Source organism: Rhodococcus sp. WY5 (assembly GCF_018588185.1).
Taxonomy (GTDB): Bacteria; Actinomycetota; Actinomycetes; order Mycobacteriales; family Mycobacteriaceae; genus Rhodococcus_F; species Rhodococcus_F qingshengii.
Map to the genome: position 1 here is coordinate 4,565,991 of NZ_JAAMPR010000001.1, position 24,038 is coordinate 4,590,028.

A 24,038-nucleotide genomic window follows, 5' to 3' on the forward strand; every position below is an offset into this window, starting at 1 on the left:
TTCGGGAACAACCCGTAAACCCCAAACGTCTGTAAGAGTGGATCTACCGCGCCATTCCGACGCGGCGGACCAGGCCCCAGGCACGCGGCCCGAATGCCGCAAAGCCAGTACGGAGGAGTCATGCCCGGAACACTGACCAGCCCACAGTTGACCGCTGCCGACCGGTGCGACCGGTGCGGTGCCGGAGCACGCGTACGCGCCGTGCTTCCCACCGGCGGCGAGCTTCTCTTCTGCGGACACCACGCAACCGAACACGCGGATCGACTTCGCGAGATGAATGCCGTCGTCTCCGAAAGCGAACCCGCAATCTGACCTGTCAGCCGGGGGTGGCCTCTTCACGAGGCGCGCCATGAACGCCAGAACGGGCGATCACAGTCACTGTGATCGCCCGTTCTGCCGTTCCGGGGCCGCAAGCACGCGAAGCGTGCGGGACCGGTATCGGCTGCTACCAGCTGCGGAGAATCGCGATGCGTTCGGTCAGCTGATCGACAGTAGCGATGGCCGTCGGCGGACCGCCGCACACCCGGCGCAGTTCCGCGTGAATGATGCCGTGCGGCTTACCAGTGCGGTGAACGTTCATCGCCACCAACCCGTTGAGCTCCTTGCGGAGCGCACCGAGCTGATCTGCCGTGGCCGCTCGATCGGATACCACTGCCGCCGTGGGTTGCGGGGCGGCGGCCTTGGCCGAGTTGGCCTCGACCTGCGTCTGCTGGCGTTGACGCAGCAATGCCCGCATCTGATCGGCGTCGAGTAGGCCTGGCAGACCGAGGTAGTCGGCTTCCTCGTCACTTCCGGCGAATGTCGCGGTACCGAAGGATGATCCGTCGTAGATCACCTGGTCGAGTTCGGCATCGGCGCCCAGGGACGTGAACGCCTTCTCCTCCTCGCCCAGCTCGTCCTTCTGCTTGTTCGCATCGGCGAGCAGGTCGTCTTCGAGGCCGTCCTTCTCACGATGCGGCTTGCCGAGTACGTGATCACGCTGGGCCTCGAGCTGTGCGGCAAGGTCGAGAAGCACCGGCACCGACGGCAGGAAGACGCTGGCAGTTTCGCCCTTACGACGCGAACGTACGAAGCGCCCGATCGCCTGAGCGAAGTACAGCGGAGTCGACGCGCTGGTCGCGTACACACCGACCGCCAGACGGGGAACGTCGACGCCCTCGGACACCATGCGGACCGCGACCATCCATTTCTGGTCGCTCGCACCGAATTCGGCGATTCGCTTGGACGCGGTGGGGTCGTCGGACAGCACGACGGCCGGCTGTTCGCCGGTGATCGCGGTCAGGGCCTTCGCGTACTCGCGGGCCACTGTCTGGTCCGTCGCGATGACAAGTCCGCCGGCATCGGGCATACCGGTACTGCGCAGCTGCGCCAAACGGGTGTCTGCTGCTTGCAGCACGGCAGGAATCCAGTCGCCGGCAGGGTCCAGGGCCGTACGCCAGGCCCGAGTCGTCTGCTCGGCGCTCAGCGGCTCGCCGAGTCGAGCGGTGAATTCCTCGCCGGCGTTGTTTCGCCACCGTGCCTCGCCCGAGTAGGCGAGAAACACGACGGGGCGAACCACGCCGTCCTTGAGGGCATCCGAATATCCGTAGGAGTGGTCGGCTTTCGAGCGGAGCAGACCTTCCTTGTCCGGCTCGTACTCGACAAAAGGAATGGCACTGTCGTCACTGCGGAACGGGGTTCCGGTCAGTGCGAGACGCCTGGTCGCGTCGCCAAACGCTTCACGAATGGCGTCGCCCCAGCTCTTGGCGTCGCCGCCGTGGTGGATCTCGTCGAGGATGACCAGCGTCTTGCGGCCCTCGGTCCGCACACGATGCTTCGACGGGTGCGAGGCAACCTGGGCGTAGGTCAGCACGACGCCGTGATAGTCACTCGAGGTCTGGCCGGTCGAGTTGGAGAACCGCGAGTCCAATGCGAGGCCGGAGCGCTGTGCGGACTCCGCCCACTGGTGTTTGAGGTGCTCGGTCGGCGCCACGACGGTTATCTGGTCGACCGTCCGGTCACGGAGCAATTCCGAAGCTACCCGCAGAGCGAAGGTGGTCTTACCTGCTCCCGGCGTTGCGACCGCCAGAAAGTCACGCGGACTGCTGGAAAGGTATTTGGTCAGTGCACGGCGCTGCCATGCACGAAGGGAACCGGTAGGGGCGCCAGGTTGGGTTCCCGCGGATTGAGCTCCGGCGGGTTCGGGCGACTTGCCGAACTCGGCTGCCACGGTCTCAGACGTCATAGGCCGCGCCTCCACTGGAATCGCACTGTTGTCTCGCGCTCCTCGAATTTTCATCAATGTCCGGCGACGAGCCTAGCCGCCGCCACCGACGAAAGCCGCACTCGAAGCGCGTACTCATGGCCGTTCTCACTCCGGCCGGCGAGGTTTCGCTTCTCTCGCATCCTGCCGACCTGCACGCGAATTGTCTCAGAAATGTGCGACACGTCGGCGCCATGGTTGGGCAACCGGGTGTGTCGTCAGGGATGCTGGAGACATCATGAGTGAAGCGCGAGGCGAGAAGTCGAGCGGAAGTGATCTGCACCACCGCAGATGGCATCCGCTACGCCGCACCGGGCAGTTGATCGGTCGAACCCTGAGCAAGGCCTGGGACGATTCCATCTTCGGAAAGGCGGCTACGGCCGCGTTCTGGCAAACGCTGTCGCTTGCTCCCCTGCTGCTCGGCCTTCTGGGAATGATCGGCTACATCGGTGGGTGGTTCGGACCCAACACCGTCGAGATCATCGAATCCAAGATCGTCACGTTCAGCGGAACGATCTTCAGCGAAAGCGTCGTCGACCAGATCATCCGCCCGACGGTGACGGACGTCCTTCAGCGCGGACGCCCGGAGATCATCTCCGTGGGCTTCCTGCTGTCCCTGTGGGCGGGATCATCGGCGATCAGTACGTTCGTCGACTCGATCGTGGAAGCACACGGGCAGCAGGATGCCCGCAATCCCATCTGGCAGCGCATCTTCGCCCTGCTGCTCTACGTGATGTTCCTGGTGATGGCGGTGTTCATCCTGCCGCTGGTAGCTCTGGGGCCGACGCTCGTCGGGCGAGCACTGCCGGCCTCCTGGTACGTGGTCGGATCGAATCTGGTCGACACGTTCTACTACCCCGCTGTCGGTCTGCTGGTGATCATCGGCCTCACGACGCTCTACAAGGTCGCTCTGCCGAAGTCGCTGCCGTGGCATCGGCTGCTCGCGGGCGCCCTGGTCGCCGGTGTGTTCTTCATGGCCGCCAGCACCGGATTGCGCTGGTACCTGGGATTCGTCACCAGCACCGGCTACACGTACGGCGCACTGGCAACGCCGATCGCGTTTCTGCTCTTCACGTTCTTCCTCGGTTTTGCCGTCGTGCTCGGCGCCGAGTTCAACGCGACGGTTCAGGAGTTCTGGCCGGCTCGTGCCACTCGGATGGAGCAGATGCGAGAGTGGCTTGCGGCTCAGAACACCGACGAAAAGACCGGTCCGGTCACCAACCTGACCTGGCACCTGGCCACCAGCCCGATCCGCATCTCGGGCGACAAAGCGGACCCGGCCACGGTCCCCTCGTACGGGCGGCCCCGCAGCAGACAAACCGAGAGCAGACAATCGGAGTCGCGCCAGAACTCGTGCGTCGACCAAGATCCCTGCGATGAACCGCACGCAGACGCGAAGAGCCCGGCGGCCGACTGCGTCGAGGCTGTCGATCCGCCGAGCTCCGGAAGTACTCCCGCTCGCCTGACCCGAGGTCAGTCGCCCTTACGGAGTCCTTCGTAAATCTTCTTGCAGTCCGGGCACACCGGTGATCCCGGCTTGGCGGACTTCGTCACGGGAAACACCTCACCGCACAGCGCGACGACATGGGTTCCCATGACGGCGCTCTCGGCGATCTTGTTCTTCTTCACGTAGTGGAAGAACTTCGGGGTGTCGTCGTCGGTCGTTTCGTCGGTGGAGACGTCGGGACGTTCCTTGGTTTGAGTGCTCACCCCTCCAATAATGCCGTCTCCGTCACAGCGGTGCGACCCACGGGTCGTGTGCAATTGTCGGCCGAGAGTGGAACAGTGGAGTCATGGCACGAAATGGCGCGTTCGGCAGGTCCGACGAGGCCGGGACTCCCGACAATCCCGTACTGATCACCGAAGCGCAGCAGTCCGTCGAAGAACAGCACAAAGCCCGAGTGCGCAAGTACATGATCATCATGTCCTTCCGGTTCCCGGCGTTGATCCTCGCGGCGATCGCGTACGGCATCTGGGCCAACGCCTGGATCTCGATGCTCATCATCGGTGCATCCATTCCGCTTCCCTGGATCGCCGTCCTGATCGCCAACGACCGACCACCGCGCACCAAGGACGAACCGAGTCGATACGACGGACGAAAGAAGACCGCAGGCGAGATCGAATCCGCGACGCACCACACCATCGAAGGCTGACAAGTTCCGCCTGCGAGAATGACAGGGTGAGAAGCGAAACGCTCCTGTCCATCACCCCTGCGCTGCGTGAGGCTCTGCTTCGCAATCGATTCGACACCGGAACCATGCTCGAGGCGTTGGGTCCCGAAGTTCACGCTGCTCTCGGTCGAAGTGAGCCGGTGCCCGTGCGCCGCGCCACCCGAGAACTCGGGGACCTGGGCGTTCTCATCAGACTGTTCCTTCTCGCCGATGACTGCCCGGCGGGCGACGTCGCCGCGGCGCTGGCTCCGCTGACAATCGCGCAGTGCGTCGACGGCGGTCTGCTCGAAGGTGAGAACTTCGACAGTGAGAATCCGCTCGTGCGGGCCGCGGTGGATCTTCGCCCCATCGACGTCGGCGACGGCGATCGTTGGGTGATCTCGGATCTCGACGGCGGAATCCGTCCCAAGAAGGCCACGGCCGATCATGTGCTGGGCGTCGGGCATGCGTCACTGTCCTTGCTGCAGGCCACGCCCACCGCGAGGGTCGGCAGCGTGCTCGACCTCGGTACGGGATGCGGCATCCAAGCCCTGCACGCGAACACGTACGCCGATTCGGTCACCGCAACCGACATCAATCAACGCGCTGTCGACCTCACGGCAGCAACCATGGCCCTCAACGGACTGGACGTCGAACTCCTTCAAGGGTCCTGGTTCGAACCCGTCGAGGGTCGAACCTTCGACCAGGTGGTCGCCAATCCGCCGTTTGTCGTCGGCGAGGCACGCGTCCATCACACGTACCGCGATTCCGGCCTCGATCTCGACGGTGCGAGCGAATTGATGATCTCGCAATCGATCGACTACCTGAACCCCGGCGGCACGGCAGCTCTGTTGGCGTCCTGGGTGCACGTCGAAGGGCAGGACTGGCGGTCGCGGATCGCGTCGTGGCTGCCGGCCCACGGCGTCGATGCCTGGGTGGTCCAGCGCGATGTCGCGGATCCGGCTCTGTACGTCGGCACGTGGCTCAAGGACGGCGGGCAGGATCCGCGAGATCCGGAAACGGCATCGAGAGCAAACGCCTGGCTGGATCACCTCGAAGAATCCGATGTCGAGGGCGTCGGCTTCGGTTTCGTGTTCCTTCGCCGCACCGACTCCCCCACCGACCTGATGGCCGAGGACCTCATGCACGGCTTCTCGGACCCGCTCGGGGCCGAGGCGCTCGCATACTTCGACCGTCTTGCCTGGTTGCGTGAACACGACGTCCTCGAGGAACGCTTCGTCCTCGATCCGGACACGGCTCTCGAACGCGTCTACCTCCCCGGTGACGAGGGATGGCAACAAGTGGTCACGCGTGTGCACCGCGGCAACGGACCGCACTGGCAGCACGAGATCGACGAGCTCGGTGCTGCGCTGTTGGCCGGACTCCGAGCGGATGGACTGGTGGTCGACGAATTGATCGAACTTCTTGCCGCGGCGAACGGCGAAGACCCGGACCAGCTACGTGAGGCCGTCGTCACAATGATGGTCTCGCTGGTTCGACACGGGTTGGTGCTTCCCGTCACGAACTGAGTTCCCGGTGAGTTGCAGATTTTTGTGTTCTCAGCAACTTCTCAGGACGACTGGGAAATAACTGCAGGTCACGGCGATTTAGCGGAAATCGGCACGGGAACTTTCCCGGAACTCTCACACGTTGAACTGTGTGAGAGACCGCCGATAGGGAGGCAAGTCATGACAAGCCCCAGCACCACTACTCGCATTCGTCCGAGCGCCGCAGATCTGGACGCCCAGAGCCCGGCCGCAGACCTGGTCCGCGTCTACCTGAACGGGATCGGTCGTACTGCACTGCTGACAGCAGCAGACGAGGTCGAACTGGCGAAGCGAATCGAAGCGGGGCTGTACGCCAGCCACGTCCTTGCCACGGGAAAGCGCCTGACAGTCGCCAAGAAGAGGGATCTCGCAACGATCGTTCGCGAGGGACAGTCGGCACGTAGCCACCTCCTGGAAGCGAACCTGCGACTCGTCGTGTCGCTGGCCAAGCGCTACACCGGCCGCGGCATGCCGCTCCTCGATCTGATTCAAGAAGGCAACCTCGGACTCATCCGTGCGATGGAGAAGTTCGACTACGCCAAGGGCTTCAAGTTCTCGACGTACGCCACCTGGTGGATCCGTCAGGCGATCACCCGCGGAATGGCTGATCAGAGCCGCACCATCCGGCTCCCAGTCCACCTCGTGGAGCAGGTCAACAAGCTCGCCCGCATCAAGCGCGAACTGCACCAGCAGCTCGGGCGAGAAGCCACGGACGACGAGTTGGCCGAAGAGTCGGGCATCCCGGCGCACAAGATTGCCGACCTGCTCGACCACAGCCGCGACCCGGTAAGCCTGGACATGCCTGTGGGCAACGACGAAGAAGCGCCCTTGGGCGATTTCATCGAAGATTCCGAGGCGACCTCGGCCGAGAACGCCGTCATCGCCGGTCTGCTGCACAGCGATGTGCGCAGCGTGCTCGGGACGCTCGACGAGCGGGAGCAGCAGGTCATCCGACTTCGCTACGGTCTCGACGACGGCCAGCCCCGCACCCTCGATCAGATCGGCAAGCTCTTCGGCCTCTCGCGTGAGCGGGTTCGTCAGATCGAGCGTGAGGTCATGGGCAAGCTCCGCGTCGGCGATCGCGCCGAGAAACTGCGGTCCTACGCGAGCTGATCAAACAACACAGCACGTGCGTCAGCGCGCCACACCACTCGCGCTGACGCACCGCACAAAGCACCGGCCACCGCTACTTCCCTCCCCCTCGGGAATGTGCGGTGGCCGGTGTTGTTCGCTGTGTCTACCGCAGCCGCCTGGGCCCCAGGTCGATTGCGCTCGGCTCAGGTCCGATTCGGACACGTGAATCGGTGATCTCCGCGCCGGTAGCCGAAGCGAGTACCGGCTCACAGGCCAGTTCGCGGACTTCGGGAATGTCGTCGGCCAGCGCCGAGATGCGCTGGACCAGATCAACCAACGCACCCTTGTTGACCGGAACGGCGTTGCGGTATCCGGAGAGAAGCGGCGCGGCCTTGGGCGCGTCGATCAATTCCGTAGCAGCGTCCTCGGTGAGAGGCAGTACGCGATAGGCACGGTCACCGAGGAGATCGGAGATCACACCGGCAAGCCCGAACGAGATCAGCGAACCGAACGACGGGTCGTCTTGGACACCAACCACACATCCGATGCCCTTGGTTGCCATTTTCTGCACGTGCAGCAGCGGTTCACCCGACGCTGCCGCAAGATCTCGGTAAGCGAGGCGCACCGATTCCGGTCCACTCAGATCCAGCCTGACACCGCCCAGATCCGGTCGGTGTCGCCACATTTCGCCGGTTGCCTTGACCGCGACCGGGTAGCCGACAGCATCCGCTGCCTCTACTGCTTCGTCTTCGCTCAGGACCGAACGGAATTCGACGACGGCGACCCCGTAACACTCGAGCAGCGCCGCCGCTTCCACATCTGAAAGCCAACGGCCAGGAGAGTTTTCAAGCCAATCTGCCACCATCTTCTGGGCTCGCTCGGAGTCGATACCCACGGGGCGAACCACCTTCGACGCAGGCTTGCTGCGCCACTCCGCATATCGCCAAGCCCTCGCCAACGCCAGGGCGGCACGCTCCGGCCCCGGGTAGGACGGCACCGAACCGCGGGTCGGGTTACCGACTTCGTCACGAACCGCCAGGACGTCCGGCACACCCTCAGCTGCGAGGAACGTGGTGAGAATCGGCTTGTCCGAGCCTGCGACGGCGTCCTTGAGTGCTTTCGCGAACGGCTCGACCGGAATGGCGACCGGAGGAACGAAGACGGCAATGACGGCATCGACGTCGAACGACGCCAAAGCGTCGCGCACGGCAGTGGCGAACAGTTCCGGACTCGCCTGGGCGCCGAGGTCGACCGGGTCGCTGACCTGCAGACCTTCACTGCGGGCCGCGTCCGCAGCAAGGACACCGAGCGCGGTCGAGTTGCCGATGACCGCAAGCCGGGGGCCGGCGGGCAACGGTTGGTATCCGAAGAGCAAGGCGCAGTCGAACAATTGTGAAATGGACCCGACCTGAATGACGCCCGCCTGTTCGAAGAGGGCGCGGACGATCGAATCGTCGATCTCGACTCCGGTGGCGGCGAGCACCGGCGGAACCGCGTGCCGACCGCTCTTCACTGCGACGATCGGCTTCTTCCGCGCAACTCGACGCGCGATGCGAGAGAACTTCCGTGGGTTGCCGAAGCTCTCCAGATAGAGAAGGACCACTTCGGTGGACTGGTCGGAATCCCAGTACTGCAGAAGGTCGTTACCCGAGACGTCCGCACGGTTACCGGCGGAAACGAAGGCGGACAATCCGATTCGGCTGCGCGCGGCTTCGTCGAGAATGGCGATACCGAGCGCGCCGGACTGACAGAAGAAGCCGACGTTGCCTGCCACCGGCAAGACCGGCGCGAGCGTCGCATTCAACGAAATCGCCGGGTCGTTGTTCGCGACACCCAGCGCATTCGGGCCGATGAGGCGCATACCGTGAGCGCGCGCTGCATGGACCAGTTTGCGTTCGGACGAGCGCCCGTCCGGACCACTCTCACTGAAGCCCGACGAGACGACCACCAGCGCTTTGACGCCCTTGTCGAGGCAGTCGTCGAGTACCGAATTGATCGATTCTGCAGGTACAGCCACGACGGCGAGATCGACGTCGTCGGGGATGTCACGAACCGTCGGATATGCCCGAACGCCGTGTACCGAACGATGCTCCGCGTTGACGGGATAGACCGGTCCGGTGAATCCGCCGCGCAGCAGGTTGGTCAACACCGCGTTACCCACTTTGGCCGGGTCCGCTGATGCGCCGATCACCGCCACCGATCGCGGGCTGAGCACGTTTCCCATGCTGCGGGCCTCAGCTGCCCGCTCACGCGAATTGCGTACTGAAACAAGCGCTTCCGTCGGGTCGATCGCGAATTCGAGTCTCAGCACGCCACCGTCGAAAGAGCGGCTCACCTGATACCCCGCCTCACGGAACACCGTCACCATGTTGCGGTTCTCGGAGAGGACCTCGGCGACGAACATCGTCAGACCGTTCTCGGCCGCTGCCGCTGCCAGGTACTCGAGCAGGATCGGGCCGAGGCCGCGCCCCTGGTGTGCGTCGGCGACGACGAAGGCGACCTCGGCAGACTTTCCGTCACCGACGTCGAGCAGTCGCTCGTATCGACCCACCGCGATGATCTCGTCGCCGAGCATCATCACGAACGCCACACGGTTGTGGTGGTCGACCGTCGTGAAGTTCTTGACGTCGCGCGCCGACATCGTGGGGTACGGGCCGAAGTAGCGCAGATACCGGGTGCGCTCGGAGAGTTTGCCGTGGAATTCGACGAGCTTGTCCGCGTCTTCGGGAACGATGGGTCGCAACGCCACCGCTCCGCCGTCGGAGGCGAGAACATCGACTACCCAGGAATGGGGATAGGTGTGAGCGGGGTCGGTCTTCGGCGCCTGGCCGCTCGCCTCGCCGCCTGCAGCTTCGGTATCGGACTGTTCAGTCACGGGGATCCTCCGGGTCGAGTCCGAGTAGCGGGAACGAAGCGCGACGTGTCGCGATGATCGCCGAGTCGATGCGGGTGAGTGCACGGTCCACCGAGGCGACACCTGTCTCCGGTGTACCACCCGGGCCGTCCCACGGCGTGTAGGCGACATCACCGCCGTCCCCCATGGTCGGCGGGAGGTCGACGCTCGGCGCTCGCAGCTTCGTCGATTCCTTCCAGTCTTCGGGGACAGCGATGTCGACGTCGATCTCGCGATCGAGCGCTGCAGCGATCAAGTGAGTCCATGCCCTCGGCACGACGCGCACCAGTCCGTATCCCCCGCCTCCGACTGCCAGCCACCGCCCCTCGGAGTAGCGGTCGGCGAGGTCACGCATCGCCAAAAACGCGGCGCGCTGACCGTCGACGGTGAGGGCGAGATCCGCGAGCGGGTCCTCGCGGTGCGAGTCGACTCCGCACTGGCTGATGATGATCTGCGGGCGGAAGGCTGCAATGGCTCCCGGGACGACGGCGTGAAATGCACGCAGCCACAACGCGTCGACGGTTCCGGGCAGCACCGGGATGTTCACCGCCGTACCTTCGGCGGCCCCGTCGCCGACCTCGCTCGACCATCCGGTGTTCGGCCACAAGGTTGCCGGGTGCTGATGCAGCGAGACCGTGAGCACCCGCGGGTCCCCGAGGAACGCATGTTGCACTCCGTCGCCGTGGTGAGCGTCGACGTCGATGTAGGCGATGCGGTCGTAGCCGTTGTCGAGCAGCCACGAAATCGCAACCGCCGCATCGTTGTAGACGCAGAATCCAGAGGCCCAATCCGCCATCGCGTGGTGCATGCCGCCGCCGATGCTGACCGCGCGCCTCGTACGTCCCGAAGCGATTTCCTGCGCTGCGGCCAGCGAGCCGCCGGCGAGGATCGCACTGGCTTCGTGCATGTGCGGGAAGACCGGGTTGTCCTCGGTACCGAGCCCGTGGGGAACATCCTGGCCGCTCACACCGTTGTTCGCAGAGTTACCCGCGTCTTTGACCGCTGCAAGATATGCCGGTGTGTGGATTCTGAGGAGGTCGGCATCGGACGCGGCACTCGGTTCGAGAAATTCGATGCCCTCGAGAAGTCCGAGGCTTCGCGAGAGTGCCATCGTGAGATCGAGGCGAGTGGGATTCATCGGGTGATCGGCGCTCCACCGATAGCTCAGGTACTCCGGACTCCACACCACGACTCGATTCGCTCGAGACGCCGCGGGGTCCCCGTCAGATCTGATCGACGCGGTCATGGGATCACGCTACTTCCTTCTCGTTTCGTGCTGCACACCACACTCGTGGCCCGCTTCGGAGACCGAGATCGAGTGACACGAATCCAATTCGGACACGCGCTGGACTCGCCGCGGTGGAGGCGGCACCGGAACCACGAACTGAACGGTAGAATGATCAACTGACGAAGGGGTTGAGTGTGAAGGATCTAGTCGACACCACGGAGATGTATCTCCGGACGATCTACGACTTGGAAGAAGAGGGCGTAGTCCCACTCCGGGCGCGGATCGCCGAACGGCTCGAACAGAGCGGACCCACCGTCAGCCAGACTGTTGCGCGTATGGAGCGTGACGGCTTGCTGATGGTCGCCGGCGATCGACATCTGGAACTCACCGACAAGGGTCGCGATCTCGCGATCTCTGTCATGCGTAAGCACCGGTTGGCAGAGCGCCTGCTGGTGGACGTCATCGGTCTCAAATGGGAAGACGTACATGCCGAGGCATGCCGTTGGGAGCACGTGATGAGCGAGGAGGTCGAGCGTCGGCTCGTCGTCGTTCTGAACAACCCCACGACGTCGCCCTACGGCAACCCGATTCCGGGCTTGGACCAGTTGGGACTCGACGGCCCGGTTGCCACCACCGAAACATTGGTGCGCCTGACCGATATTCCGCACGGCGCACAGACAGCTGTGGTCGTTCGGCGACTGGCCGAGCACGTGCAGTCCGATCCCGAGGTGATCGCGCAGCTGCGTGACGCCGGCGTCGTTCCCGACGCCAGGGTGACGGTCGAAACCCGTCCGGGCTCGGTGACGATCATCGTGCCGGGTCACAGCGGGTTCGACCTGTCCGAGGAAATGGCTCACGCCGTTCAGGTCAAGCAGGTCTGAGGAAGTAGATGAAACTCCTGGTCACCGGCGGCGCCGGTTACGTCGGCAGTGTGTGCAGCACTGTGTTGCTCGAGCGTGGACACGAGGTTGTCGTCATCGACGACCTCTCCACCGGAAATGCCGACGCGGTGCCTGCCGGTGCCGAGTTCATCGAAGGAGACGTGGGAGCGCTTGCTGGCGACGTCCTCGGCAGTGCGGGTTCACCGGTTTTCGACGGTGTGCTTCACTTCGCGGCGCAGTCGCTGGTCGGCGAATCGGTGCTGCACCCCGAGAAGTACTGGCGCGGAAACGTCGTCACGACCATCGAGTTGCTCGAGGCGATCCGTGTCTCCGGTACTCCGCGCCTCGTGTTCTCGTCCACCGCCGCAACGTACGGCGAACCGGAGCAGTCCCCCATCGTGGAGACCGCTCCGACCCGCCCCACCAATCCGTACGGCGCGACCAAGCTCGCGATCGATCATGCGATCACCTCGTACTCGATCGCCCACGGCCTCGGTGCGACGAGCTTGCGCTACTTCAACGTCGCAGGTGCGTACAAGTCCGCCGGCGAGAACCGGGTGATCGAAACCCACCTGATTCCACTCGTCCTGCAGGTCGCGCTCGAACAGCGGGACAAGATCTCGGTCTTCGGAACCGACTGGCCCACGCCGGACGGAACCGCGGTACGCGACTACATCCACGTGCTGGACCTCGCCGAAGCACATCTACTGGCGCTCGAATCCTCGGTTCCCGGCGAGCACCGCATCTACAACCTCGGAAGCGGTGCCGGCTTCAGCGTGCGCGAGGTGATCGCCGCCTGTGCGCGGGTCACCGGCCTGCCGATCAACGTCGAGGACGCGTCACGACGGCTGGGTGATCCGGCAGTACTGATCGCATCGAGCGACAAGGCGATTGCCGAGCTGGGTTGGACGCCCACGCGTACCGATCTCGACGTCATCGTCGCCGACGCATGGCAGTTCCTCCAGGATCTGGGCGACCGCTCACACGCTGCTCGCTAGCTTCCATTCGGCAGCGCCGGCGGCAATCCGGTGATTCCGAGCGATTCCCCGATGGACAATCCGACGGCCGCGAGGTCACGGATTCCGTCGGGGCGCATACCGGATTGCAGCGATAGATCCAGCAATCCCGCCAAGGTGTGTTCCGAATCGGCCGACAGTGCGGCCGACAGCGCAACACCTGCCAGAGGGCCGTCGCCACGCACGTATGCAAAGAAGCCGAGAAGTGTTGCCGGCCAAGCTCGTTCGGGCGACGGTACTTCATGGGTGAGCACGAGCCACAATTGCTCAGCATGTGCCGCAACGGACGTGATCGCCAATCCCAGCACCACGTCGCGCACGCGTACGTCCGTCAAAGCGACCACCAGATCGGCGCATTCCTGCGGGTCAGGGCAGTGAGCGCCTGCCGCGACACGGCGGACATGTTCCAACACCAGATCGATCCGGCGCTGAACTGCGGTTTCACCGCTCGGTCCCCCACTGTGCGCGCTCGACTCTCGTCGGCTCGCGATCAGTCGGGCAATCGTGCCGTGATTGCGAGCGGCGCCGTGTACCCACCGGACCAGTTCCTCACGCGAACGGCGAATGACCCTCCCGCCCAACACCTGTGCTGCTGCAACCGACGAAGATGCCGGGTCTGGCAGGGTGCCGCGGTGAATCGAACGCATGACGCTCGTCCACGGCTGGCCAGATTCTATTGCGGCCGTGCACAATACGTCGGCCAGCTCGACGCAGGTTCCGCCGAGCATGTCTTCGAATACCTCGGCCAGCTCGATGGTTTCATCGATCAGAGTTTCAGCTGCCGAGCAATCGGTGATCACCACGAGAACGACCGCACGCGCGCCTTCCCCGTCACAGACGGCGGCGAACTGGCGCAGCGCCGCGCTCATCTGCCTCGCGGGCTTTCCCCTGACACTGGGAAAGTAGTCGTGCCGCATCACTGGTCCGAGCGTCGAGGCGGAGGCGCCCATCAGAGACAGCGCAACCACAGAGTTGGACGGGTGGAAGCCCAGGAGTGCGGGTATTGCCGCGATCAATTCGCCTGGATCGGAGACGCGTTCGACGCATCCGAGAAGGGCGGCAAGGTCGTCGTCGGAGAATTCGAATTCTCCCGGAAGAGGTGATGTCGTCATGCACACACCGTCGCTGATCACCCTGACCCGGCCGTCTGCTCGACCAGGGAAAACAGCTGCGTCCAAGTCGTCTGTGGATTACCGCATTTGTTGGGGACCAAGTACCGCGCCGCACCGAGCAGTTCCGCTACTTGTCGGACCTGTGTGCTGCGAAATCACTTGCCTGCTTTGACCTTCTGTACGGCTGCGGTGAACGCTTGATCCAGCGGTGCCGTCGAGGGCGTCGCAGAACCGAACGTCATCAGTGTTGTCGCCACCCGTACGTCGCCGACCTGCGCGATCAAGGTCAGCATCGTCTGATCACCGGCTGTGGCCTTGGGGGACACGACAGTGCGGCGAAGTGACATCGTCTTGTCGGCATCGATCGGCGACGGCGGAAGAATTTCCGTCGTCACTGTCGTAGTGACGCCGTTCGCAGTGACAGTCATGGACGGGCACTGCCGAGTCTGCGCTTCCAACTCGTCCAGTGGTGCATCGACCTTCGTGAGTTCGACCGAAATCGTTGCCCTCGTCGCATTGTCGGTCCCGACCGCCATCACGGTCCCGTTCGGACCGTAATCCTGTTCCGGTGGCTCACATTCGGACGGATCGACGGTGGCACCGCGCGGGACGCCGACTAGATCCGGCGCTGCCATCGGAACGGCTTGCGGGGGCAGCACAACAGCGCCGAAGGGCTCGGGGAATTCCTCGGGAGTCAGCAGCAGTTCGGACAGCGGTGCCGCCGTTTTCGGAGAGGTGGATTTCGGCGTCGAGGATTTGGGTGCAGCCGTCGTACTCGGCGCCGCCGTGCCGCTGTCGGTCGCACCGGCAGTCGCCGGCGCGGAGTCCGGAACGGGTGCTCCTTGGACCGACCCGGAGCAGCCCGCGAGTAGTGCAACGGCGGCCACCGCAGCAAGTGAGCATGCGGCCACTCGCCTGGACGATCGTGGACACACCCGCATGTAAGCCTCCGCACTCGACCGATACCGACAATCGACCAATCCATTTCGGACAAATCGGCCGTGCCGACCTTGTGTTCCACTCTGCCATGTCCGAAGCCGCGCACCCGACATCTAGCGAACGCCCAGGCCAAGTGTCGAAAGATACCGCTCAGCTTCGCTCTCGGCGAACGCCTGTCTCGTCGGATCGGGAATGATCGGTCACCAACTCGGTGTTCTTACCGATGAACGTCTGATCCAGTGCTGTCGGGCACCTGACTCCGATGCTGTCGCGCGTGCGCCGGTAGTGGACACTTGAGATCAAGACCGAAGAGCGAAGGGGACTGCGATGGACGAACAGTCGAGGATGTACGAGCTGGAATTTCCGGCGCCCCAGTTGGCGGCTGCCGACGGCCAGGGACCGATCCTGATTCACGGACTCGAGGGTTACTCCGACGCCGGTCACGCCGTGAAATTGGCGACGACGCATCTGCGCGAAAGCCTCGAGACCGAGCTTGTCGCGTCGTTTGCTGTCGACGAGCTGATCGACTACCGCTCGCGTCGACCGACGATGACGTTCAAGGCCGATCATTTCTCCGATTACGACGCTCCGGCGCTCAATCTGTACGCACTGCGCGATACGGCCGGCACGCCGTTCCTGCTGCTCGCAGGGATGGAACCGGACCTCAAGTGGGAGCGGTTCACCACAGCTGTTCGACTGTTGTCCGAACAGTTGGGAGTGCGTCGAACCATCGGGCTCAACGCGATTCCGATGGCAATCCCGCACACCCGACCGCTCGGTGTGACAGCACATTCGACCAACAAGGACCTGATCCAGGACCATCAGCGTTGGTCAGGTGAACTGCAGGTTCCCGGCAGCGCATCATCACTGCTCGAGCTTCGTATGTCTCAGCACGGGCACGAGGCGATGGGCTTTTCGGTGCATGTCCCCCACTACCTCGCGCAAACGGACTACCCGGGCGCCGCAGAAACTTTGCTCGAAAACGTTTCCGAGGTTTCGGATCTGGAGTTGCCCTTGGTTGCACTGGGTGAGGCCGCGGCGCGCGTTCGGGAACAGGTTAACGAGCACATAGCCGGGAACGAAGAAGTTCAGACTGTAGTCCACGCTTTGGAGCGTCAATACGACACTTTTGTCGCCGCTCAGGAACAACAGTCGTCCCTTCTGGCCGGCGAGGCCGACCTTCCCAGCGGTGACGAGATCGGCGCAGAGTTCGAAAAGTTCCTGGCCGAACAGGCAGGAAATGACGACTTCGGCTCAGCTGGAGACCTCGATCGAGGCGACAACTGACGAAAATGTGACGGGCGGGGCGCATAATTCGACATTGTGCGCATTCCGCAACCCCTCCGTTACCTGGGCTGTTGTTCAGGACACATCCGTCGGATAGCCTCAAACTCTGTGTGATTTTCGTTGACGGCTCAACAACTGGAGCAGACAGTCAACGTGGTCACACGCAGAGCCAGGAGGCGACATGAGCAGACCACGGAACCGTCAGCTCCGACCGGTCCCCGACGAGGAACCGCGGATGATGTTCCGGACGATTCACGGCTACCGACGCGCATTTCGGATAGCCGGCGAGGGTCCGGCAGTACTGCTCCTGCACGGAATCGGCGACAACTCGTCGACGTGGACCGAGATCATTCCCCACCTCGCCAAGAAGTACACGGTCATCGCACCTGACCTGTTGGGTCACGGCCGTTCCGACAAGCCACGCGCGGATTACTCGGTAGCCGCGTACGCCAACGGCATGCGGGATCTTCTGTCGACGCTCGGCATCGAGCACGTCACCGTCATCGGGCACTCGCTCGGCGGCGGCGTAGCGATGCAGTTCTCCTACCAATTCCCGCACATGGTGGATCGCCTCGTGCTGGTCTCGGCCGGTGGCGTCACCAAGGACGTCCATCCGCTACTGCGCCTCATGTCCGTTCCGGTGGTCAACGAGGTGGTAAAGCTGCTCCGGATACCTGGTGCGATGCCGCTCGTCCGGATGGCCGGGAACCTTGCCGGCGTAGTTCACGGTTCAAATTTGCGTCCCGGCACCATGTTGCATGACACACCGGACCTGATTCGCGTGCTCGCTGATCTCCCCGACCCCACTGCCTACGAGGCCTACCTTCGTACGCTGCGGGCCGTCGTGGACTGGCGCGGACAGGTCGTCACGATGCTCGACCGCTGTTATCTGACCGAGAATCTGCCGGTTCAACTGATCTGGGGCGACGACGACTCCGTCATTCCCGTCTCCCACGCTCACCTCGCGCACGCGGCGATGCCGAACTCACGGCTCGAAGTCTTCCGCGGCTCGGGCCACTTCCCGTTCCGCGACGATCCGATGCGTTTCCTGCAGATCGTCGAAGATTTTCTTTCCAGCACCGCACCACTCGTCTTCGACGAGGCTCGCTGGCGCCACATGCTGATCTCCGGGGTCGGCGAGAACACCATCACCGGAACGTCGTCCACCCGCATGGCGGTGCTCGACGCCATGGGCTCGGACGAGCGAAGCGCAACCTGATCCACGGTTGCGGCTAGCCTGTACGAGTGCTGCTGACGGAACTTCTCCCCGACAACGCGGATCCTGATTCCGTTTTCGACGCCTTCTCTTCGTGGACCATCGAACGAGGTTTGACGCTCTACCCGGCCCAAGAAGAGGCCGTCATGGAGTTGGTCTCGGGTGCAAACGTGATCCTTGCGACGCCGACCGGGTCAGGCAAATCGATGGTGGCGATCGGCGCGCATTTCTATGCGATGTCGCTCGGCAAGCGCACGTACTACACAGCGCCGATCAAGGCCTTGGTGAGCGAGAAGTTCTTTGCACTGTGTGAGGTCTTCGGTGCCGAGAACGTCGGCATGATGACTGGCGACGCCGCCGTGAACTCGTCGGCGCCGATCATTTGTGCGACGGCCGAAATCGTCGCGAATCTTGCACTGCGCGAGGGCCCGAACTCCGATATCGGCCAGGTCGTGATGGACGAGTTCCACTTCTACTCCGAACCCGATCGAGGTTGGGCGTGGCAGGTTCCGCTCATCGAGTTGCCGCACGCCCAGTTCCTGTTGATGTCGGCAACTCTCGGTGAAGTCGACTTCTTCTCCGAAGATCTGACGCGGCGTACCGGGAAACCCACCACCGTCGTCTCCGGCACAGAACGCCCCGTGCCTTTGATGTTCTCCTACGCGACCACGCCGGTCGGCGAAACCATCGAAGATCTGGTGACCACCAACCAGTCCCCCGTCTACATCGTGCATTTCACGCAGGCCGCCGCCCTCGAACGCGCCCAGGCACTGACGAGCGTCAATTTCTGTTCCAAAGAAGAGAAGGAAGCGATCGCCGAGGCGCTGGGTGGTTTCCGCTTCACCACCGGGTTCGGAAAAACACTCTCCCGCCTGGTCCGGCACGGCATCGGCGTTCACCATGCGGGCATGCTGCCCAAGTACCGACGGCTCATCGAAGTTCTCGCACAGGACGGGCTTCTCAAGGTGATTTGCGGTACCGACACCCTCGGCGTCGGCATCAACGTCCCGATCCGCACGGTGCTGCTCACGGGTCTGGCCAAGTACGACGGCGTCCGCACTCGGCATCTGAAAGCCCGCGAGTTCCATCAGATCGCCGGTCGCGCGGGTCGTGCAGGCTACGACACGATGGGCACCGTCGTCGTCCAGGCACCGGAACACGAAGTAGAGAATCTGCGGGCAGTCGCCAAGGCCGGCGACGATCCGAAGAAGATCAAGAAGATTCAACGCAAGAAGGCTCCCGAGGGGTTTGTGTCCTGGAGCGAAGCGACGTTCGATCGCTTGGTCGCCGCATCGCCCGAGCCGTTGGTGTCGCGATTCTCGGTCAGCAACTCGATGCTGCTCAATGTCATTGCCCGCCCGGGTAACTGCTTCGACGCGATGCGGCACCTGTTGGAGGACAACCACGAATCGCGTCCGGCGCAGCGCAAGCACATCCTCAAAGCGATCTCGCTGTATCGCGGATTGCTCAGCGCCGGCATCGTGGAACGCCTCGACGAACCCGACGAGTACGGCCGCATGGCTCGGTTGACGATGGACCTGCAACGCGACTTCGCCTTGAACCAGCCACTCTCACCGTTCGCCTTGGCGGCATTCGAACTTCTCGACGTCGAATCCGACAGTTACGCACTCGATGTCGTCTCGATCATCGAGTCGACGCTCGACGATCCGCGTCAGGTTCTGATGGCGCAGCAGCACTTCGCTCGTGGCGAAGCGGTTGCGCAGATGAAGGCCGACGGCATCGAGTACGAGGAGCGCATGGAACTCCTCGAAGAGGTTACGTGGCCGAAACCGTTGTCGGACTTGCTGTTCCCGGCTTTCGAAATGTACCGGGGTGGCCACCCGTGGATCACCGAGTTCGCCCTCTCCCCCAAGTCCGTGGTGCGCGACATGATCGAACGCGCCATGACGTTTGCCGAGTTGATCAGCCATTACGGACTCACCCGGTCCGAGGGCCTCGTCCTGCGCTACCTCGCCGACGCCTACCGCGCGCTGCGACAGACCGTCCCGACGGAAGCGCGCACCGAGGAACTCGAAGACATCATCGAGTGGTTGGGCGAGCTGATCCGTCAGGTCGACTCGAGCCTGCTCGACGAATGGGAGTCACTCACCGACCCCGGAGCCGAGGCAGATACGGAAGAGGTTGCGTTCGGCGCCGACATTCCCCGTCCCATCTCGGCGAACCCGCGCGCATTCCGCGTCATGGTGCGCAATGCGATGTTCCGACGCATCGACCTCGCGTCGCGTCGGCAGTGGAATGAGCTGGAAAACCTCGAGGACGGTATCGACGCCGCCGAGTGGGAAGAGCAACTACTCCCGTACTTCGAGGAGTACGCAACAATCGGAACCGGGCCATCGGCGCGCGGGCCGGCGCTCTTCCAGGTCACCGAAGAGGGTGAGTTCTGGCGGGTGCGGCAGGTGCTCGAGGATCCGGAGGGCGATCACGGATGGGCACTGCTTGCCGTCGTCGACATCCCGGAATCGGATGCCGCGGGTGAAATCGTGTTCGACGAGCTGAGCGTCGTAGAAGGCTAGCGCCTGTGCGCCTTTCTGGTAGTCGGCGCTACCAAAAAGGCGCACAGGGGGCGTCAGCCCCTTCGAGCCTTCCGCGGCTGGTTGCGGCGAGCAGCGCGCTTTTCCTTGATGCGAACGTTCTCGGCCCGCACCTCGGCCTGAACAGCGCGTTCCTTTTCGAGCCATTCGGGCTTCTCTTCGAGGAGTGCGGCGATCTGATCCGTGGTGAGTGCTTCTTCGACGCCGCCGCGGGCCAGGCCGGCGATCGATACGCCCAGCTTGGCTGCGATGACCGGGCGAGGGTGCGGTCCGGTGCGTCGCAGCTCCAGCAGCCACTCCGGCGGATCGGTCTGCAGAGCGGTCAGCTCGTCACGAGTCACGTCGCCTTCCTGGAACTGCGCAGGTGTTGCTTCCAGGTACACACCCAGCTTCTTGGCAGCCGTCGTCGGCTTCATCGTCTGGGGAGTTTTGTTCGACGTCATGCAACAAGAGTAACCAGCCGATACGGGTGCTTTTACCAAGGCGGTAGCCTTGCCTGGTGACAGACGCGGATAGTCAGGCAATTTTTCGACTCGCGTACGCCCCGGGGGTGACGCCCACCAAGTGGGTCCGGGTGTGGCACGAGCGGCTCCCCGAGGTGCGTCTGGAACTTGTTCAGTTCCCGGTTCTCGAACTCGAAGCTGCACTTCGCGCCGGTGAAGCAGATGCAGGTTTGGTTCGACTGCCGATCGACCGGACCGGCATCAGCGCCATCTCGCTGTACGCGGAAACCCCGGTGGTGGTGGTACCGAAAGATCACGTATTCACTACTGTCGATCAGATTTCCGTCGACGATCTGGCCGACGAGATAGTGCTCGATCCTCTCGACGACAGACTCGACTGGCCGACCCGTCCCGGAAAGACCGCCGCCGAGCGACCAGCGACCATCGCCGACGCCATCGAGTTGGTGGCCGCCGGCGTCGGAGTTGTCGTGGTTCCCCATTCGCTGGCGCGGTTCCACCATCGCAAGGACCTGACCTTCCGTCCGGTGGACGGTGCGCCCGAGGCTCCTGTGGCTTTGGCATGGATGGAGTCCAAGACCACAGATCTGGTCGAGGAACTGATCGGCATCGTGCGGGGCCGAACGGCACAGAGTTCCCGCGGACGGAACGGCGAGCCGGCCGAGAAGATCAAGGGCTCCGTCAAGGCCAAGATCGCGGCCCGCGAGCGTCGCGCAGAAGCTGCCAAGAACGGGCAGAAAGCTAAGGGCGCCGGCACCGCGAAGAACATATCCGGACGCAACGCCGGTTCCGGTAAGGCCAAGGCGGGCGGCAAATCAGGCAGCGGGAAGTCCGGTGGGACCAAGAGTTCGGGTGGCCGGTTCTCCGGAAAGCAGAAGGGCCGCTAGGGCTTCAACTGGCAACTCGGAGGATCGCTGCCGGACAACGCTGAACTGATCAGGCGCGACAGACTCGGGCTGTGGTCTCGCGAATTGGCGCATCGTCGAACTCCGTCGAGCATGATGAGAGTATGACTCCCGCGAGTTCTTCAGCCCTCGACGAATTGGTAGCGGCACTCCCCGAGGGAGCCGTCCTGCTGGATCCGGACGTGACCGCGGGCTACCGCCAGGACTGGGCCGCCGACCCGACCGCCGGCCGTCCAGCTGCCGTGGTTCGCGCTACGTGCACCGAAGACATCCAAACCGTGATGCGATGGGCAACCGCCCACCGCGTTCCGGTGGTTCCCAGAGGTGCCGGCTCGGGCCTTTCCGGTGGATCCAGCGCCGTCGACGGTTGCATCGTGGTCAGCACCGAGCGAATGCGACAGATCACGATCGACCCGGTCGCCCGGGTGGCGGTTACTCAGCCCGGCTTGATGAATGCGGAGGTCAAGAAAGCCGCCGCAGAGCACGGACTCTGGTACCCACCTGACCCGTCGTCCTTCGAGATCTGTTCCATCGGCGGCAATGCAGCCACCAACGCCGGCGGGCTCTGCTGCGTCAAGTACGGAGTTACCACCGACTACGTTCTCGGACTCCGGGTCGTGCTGGCGGACGGTACAGCTGTCAGCCTCGGAGGTCCCCTTCTCAAGGACGTCGCCGGACTCTCACTCACCAAACTGTTCGTGGGCAGCGAGGGCACTCTCGGCATCATCACGGAAATCACGTTGCGTTTGATTCCCGCGCAGCCGCCCGCATCAACCGTCGTCGCGTCGTTCGACTCGGTACAAGAAGCTGCCGACGCGGTCTTGGCGATCACCAGCAACATGCGTCCGGCGATGCTCGAGTTCATGGATCACGCCAGTATCAATGCTGTCGAGGATTCGGTACGCATGGGTCTGAACCGCAAGGCTCACGCACTACTGCTCGCGCAGTCCGACGCACCCGGCGCGGCAGGCGTGCTGGAAATCGAGACGATTGTTCAGGCGTGCGAAAACAACGGAGCCACCGAAGTATTCGCCACCGATGACCAGGCCGAAGGTGACGCTTTTGCGGCGGCACGGCGAGCGGTGTTCCCGGCCGTGCTCGCGATGGGAAGTCTGCTTCTCGAAGACGTGGGCGTTCCCATGCGCGCACTCCCCCAGCTGGTAACCGGGGTCGAAGCCATCGCAGACGACCTCGACGTCCTGATCTGCACGGTGGCGCACGCCGGAGACGGAAACACCCACCCGCTCATCGTCTTCGACCCCGCAGACCCGGACATGTCCGAACGCGCACAGATCGCATTCGGACGGGTGATGGATCTCGCCATCGCGCTCGGCGGCACGATCACCGGCGAACACGGGGTGGGTCGACTCAAGCGCGACTGGCTGCCGTCACAGTTGGGTGAAGACGTCATGGCCCTCAATCGCAAGGTCAAGGATGCGCTCGACCCGCTGGGAATTCTCAATCCCGGAGCGGTCATTGCCGTGAAAGAAGGCTCTCTCGACTAGCTTTCACGTCGACGTCGAACGAGTTACGTCATCGAGGAACCGTCGGGCTGACCGAACGGACCAGCTCGGCCAGCTGACGGAATCCTTCTGCTCGGCCACTCGACGAGCGGAACACGACGCCGATCGTGCGACCTGGAGCTGGCGAAGCGAAACGCGCCGTCGACAAGTCCCCGCGTCGAACCTCCACTGCAACAGCCGATTCCGGGACCAAAGTCACCCCGAGTCCCCCGGCCACACATTGCACGACTGTCGCGAGAGAGGTAGCCCGCGTGTCGCCGGCAAGCGGATGGGCGTCTACCGAACGGCACAGATCCAACGTCTGGTCACGCAGGCAGTGGCCGTCGTCGAGCAAGAGCAACGGCAGCGCGTCGAGCACGTCCGCCGTGAGATCGACACGTCCGGCCAAGGAATGATCGTTCGGCACGACCATCACAAAATCCTCTTCGTACACAGGAACTTCCACCAGGCCAGGTGTTCCGGCAGGAAGCGCCAACACCGCGACGTCGAGCGCTCCCGATCGCAGTGCATCGAGTAGGCGCGCCGTTTGATCCTCGACTATTTGCGGCGCCAACGACGGCAACTTCTCGCGCAGCTCCGGCAACAACCCCGGAAGAATGTAGGGCGCAACGGTCGGGATCAACCCGATGCGTAGCGGTCCGGTCAGAGAGTCGCCGGAGCCGGCCGCGCTCGCGACGAAACCGTCGGCAGCTTCGAGAATCTGCTTGGCCTGACCGAGCAAGCGCTGTCCGTCCGCGGTCACGAGCACACGCCGGGTACTGCGTTCGATCAGTCTGACTCCCAGCCCCGCCTCTAGAGCTGCCAGCGCCTGCGACAGTGTGGGTTGGCTCACACCGGAACGCGCTGCGGCAGTACCGAAATGCCGATACTCGGCGACCGACACGAAGGCACGCAGCTGTGACAAGGAAGGTTGATAAGTCTGATCAGACATGCCTATCAGTGTAGTGCCACCCATCACCTTTACCTTTTGAACGGTTTGATGCAGAATGGACTCATACCAAAAAGCGCCGGT

20 protein-coding genes are annotated in these 24,038 nt (G+C 63.6%); 12 read left to right on the forward strand and 8 right to left on the reverse strand.

Going from position 1 to position 24,038, the window contains the following annotated elements; translation table 11 throughout:
• Nucleotides 1-120: 120 nt before the first annotated feature.
• The gene (locus G4D79_RS21045) at nt 121-312 is read left to right on the forward strand and encodes a hypothetical protein (RefSeq protein ID WP_003942643.1); all 192 of its coding nucleotides are present in this window, start codon (nt 121-123) and stop codon (nt 310-312) included.
• A gap of 133 nt (nt 313-445) precedes the next feature.
• Here the strand turns inward: G4D79_RS21045 and G4D79_RS21050 are convergent, their stop codons facing one another.
• Nucleotides 446-2,224 (reverse strand): DEAD/DEAH box helicase, encoded by a 1,779-nt coding sequence (locus tag G4D79_RS21050; RefSeq protein WP_003942642.1) that lies wholly within the window; start codon nt 2,222-2,224, stop codon nt 446-448.
• A 256-nt stretch (nt 2,225-2,480) separates the two neighbouring features.
• On the opposite strand from G4D79_RS21050, the gene G4D79_RS21055 reads away from it, so the two are divergent.
• Nucleotides 2,481-3,743, forward strand: coding sequence for a YihY/virulence factor BrkB family protein (locus G4D79_RS21055; RefSeq protein ID WP_030536891.1), 1,263 nt, complete (start codon nt 2,481-2,483; stop codon nt 3,741-3,743).
• Here the strand turns inward: G4D79_RS21055 and G4D79_RS21060 are convergent.
• A complete protein-coding gene (locus tag G4D79_RS21060; RefSeq protein ID WP_003942602.1) occupies nt 3,716-3,952 on the reverse strand; it encodes a DUF3039 domain-containing protein in 237 nt (78 codons plus the stop codon). The two genes, G4D79_RS21055 and G4D79_RS21060, sit on opposite strands and share 28 nt — an antisense overlap.
• An 83-nt stretch (nt 3,953-4,035) precedes the next feature.
• Here G4D79_RS21060 and G4D79_RS21065 point away from each other — a divergent pair, with 83 nt between their 5' ends.
• The 3 genes from G4D79_RS21065 to G4D79_RS21075 all read left to right on the forward strand — a co-directional run bounded on the left by G4D79_RS21065 (nt 4,036) and on the right by G4D79_RS21075 (nt 7,052).
• Nucleotides 4,036-4,395 carry a DUF3099 domain-containing protein gene (locus G4D79_RS21065; RefSeq protein WP_003942638.1) on the forward strand — a complete coding sequence of 120 codons (360 nt, stop codon included), beginning with the start codon at nt 4,036-4,038 and terminating at the stop codon, nt 4,393-4,395.
• 26 nt (nt 4,396-4,421) lie between these two features.
• Nucleotides 4,422-5,921 carry a class I SAM-dependent methyltransferase gene (locus tag G4D79_RS21070; protein ID WP_214514338.1) on the forward strand — a complete coding sequence of 500 codons (1,500 nt, stop codon included), beginning with the start codon at nt 4,422-4,424 and terminating at the stop codon, nt 5,919-5,921.
• Between the two features lie 159 nt (nt 5,922-6,080).
• Nucleotides 6,081-7,052, forward strand: coding sequence for a sigma-70 family RNA polymerase sigma factor (locus tag G4D79_RS21075; protein ID WP_003942639.1), 972 nt, complete (start codon nt 6,081-6,083; stop codon nt 7,050-7,052).
• A 124-nt stretch (nt 7,053-7,176) separates the two neighbouring features.
• Here the strand turns inward: G4D79_RS21075 and G4D79_RS21080 are convergent, their stop codons facing one another.
• Nucleotides 7,177-9,888, reverse strand: a complete 2,712-nt coding sequence (locus tag G4D79_RS21080; RefSeq protein ID WP_030536893.1) for a bifunctional GNAT family N-acetyltransferase/acetate--CoA ligase family protein — start codon at nt 9,886-9,888, stop codon at nt 7,177-7,179.
• Nucleotides 9,881-11,152, reverse strand: a complete 1,272-nt coding sequence (locus G4D79_RS21085; protein ID WP_042919945.1) for an acetoin utilization protein AcuC — start codon at nt 11,150-11,152, stop codon at nt 9,881-9,883. The genes G4D79_RS21080 and G4D79_RS21085 overlap by 8 nt, the downstream gene beginning before the upstream one ends.
• 176 nt (nt 11,153-11,328) lie before the next feature.
• Here G4D79_RS21085 and G4D79_RS21090 point away from each other — a divergent pair, with 176 nt between their 5' ends.
• Both G4D79_RS21090 and galE read left to right on the forward strand, forming a co-directional pair.
• Nucleotides 11,329-12,015 (forward strand): metal-dependent transcriptional regulator, encoded by a 687-nt coding sequence (locus tag G4D79_RS21090; protein ID WP_003942150.1) that lies wholly within the window; start codon nt 11,329-11,331, stop codon nt 12,013-12,015.
• Between the two features lie 8 nt (nt 12,016-12,023).
• Nucleotides 12,024-13,013 (forward strand): UDP-glucose 4-epimerase GalE, encoded by a 990-nt coding sequence (gene galE / locus G4D79_RS21095; RefSeq protein ID WP_214514339.1) that lies wholly within the window; start codon nt 12,024-12,026, stop codon nt 13,011-13,013.
• Here galE and G4D79_RS21100 read toward each other — a convergent pair.
• Both G4D79_RS21100 and G4D79_RS21105 read right to left on the reverse strand, forming a co-directional pair.
• Nucleotides 13,010-14,143 carry a DUF4192 domain-containing protein gene (locus G4D79_RS21100; protein WP_214514340.1) on the reverse strand — a complete coding sequence of 378 codons (1,134 nt, stop codon included), beginning with the start codon at nt 14,141-14,143 and terminating at the stop codon, nt 13,010-13,012. The two genes, galE and G4D79_RS21100, sit on opposite strands and share 4 nt — an antisense overlap.
• A 155-nt stretch (nt 14,144-14,298) precedes the next feature.
• On the reverse strand, nt 14,299-15,054 hold the full coding sequence (locus G4D79_RS21105) for a sensor domain-containing protein (RefSeq protein WP_042919947.1): 756 nt from the start codon (nt 15,052-15,054) through the stop codon (nt 14,299-14,301).
• Nucleotides 15,055-15,409: 355 nt separating this feature from the next.
• Between G4D79_RS21105 and G4D79_RS21110 the strand changes: the two genes are divergently transcribed.
• The 3 genes from G4D79_RS21110 (at nt 15,410) to G4D79_RS21120 (ending at nt 20,119) form a co-directional block, all read left to right on the forward strand.
• Nucleotides 15,410-16,369 carry a proteasome assembly chaperone family protein gene (locus G4D79_RS21110; protein WP_003942198.1) on the forward strand — a complete coding sequence of 320 codons (960 nt, stop codon included), beginning with the start codon at nt 15,410-15,412 and terminating at the stop codon, nt 16,367-16,369.
• Nucleotides 16,370-16,550: 181 nt separating this feature from the next.
• Entirely contained in the window at nt 16,551-17,588 is a 1,038-nt protein-coding gene (locus tag G4D79_RS21115; protein WP_007732813.1) for an alpha/beta fold hydrolase, read from the forward strand.
• A gap of 26 nt (nt 17,589-17,614) precedes the next feature.
• On the forward strand, nt 17,615-20,119 hold the full coding sequence (locus G4D79_RS21120) for an RNA helicase (RefSeq protein ID WP_003942173.1): 2,505 nt from the start codon (nt 17,615-17,617) through the stop codon (nt 20,117-20,119).
• A gap of 53 nt (nt 20,120-20,172) precedes the next feature.
• On the opposite strand, the gene G4D79_RS21125 is transcribed toward G4D79_RS21120, so the two are convergent.
• Nucleotides 20,173-20,580 (reverse strand): DUF5997 family protein, encoded by a 408-nt coding sequence (locus G4D79_RS21125; RefSeq protein ID WP_007732807.1) that lies wholly within the window; start codon nt 20,578-20,580, stop codon nt 20,173-20,175.
• 56 nt (nt 20,581-20,636) lie between these two features.
• On the opposite strand from G4D79_RS21125, the gene G4D79_RS21130 reads away from it, so the two are divergent.
• Together G4D79_RS21130 and G4D79_RS21135 are read left to right on the forward strand one after the other, a co-directional pair.
• Nucleotides 20,637-21,485 carry a LysR substrate-binding domain-containing protein gene (locus tag G4D79_RS21130; RefSeq protein ID WP_003942255.1) on the forward strand — a complete coding sequence of 283 codons (849 nt, stop codon included), beginning with the start codon at nt 20,637-20,639 and terminating at the stop codon, nt 21,483-21,485.
• 122 nt (nt 21,486-21,607) lie between these two features.
• Nucleotides 21,608-23,008 (forward strand): FAD-binding oxidoreductase, encoded by a 1,401-nt coding sequence (locus tag G4D79_RS21135; protein ID WP_030536896.1) that lies wholly within the window; start codon nt 21,608-21,610, stop codon nt 23,006-23,008.
• A gap of 28 nt (nt 23,009-23,036) precedes the next feature.
• Here the strand turns inward: G4D79_RS21135 and G4D79_RS21140 are convergent, their stop codons facing one another.
• Nucleotides 23,037-23,957, reverse strand: coding sequence for a hydrogen peroxide-inducible genes activator (locus tag G4D79_RS21140; RefSeq protein WP_030536897.1), 921 nt, complete (start codon nt 23,955-23,957; stop codon nt 23,037-23,039).
• Between the last annotated feature and the right edge of the window lie 81 nt (nt 23,958-24,038).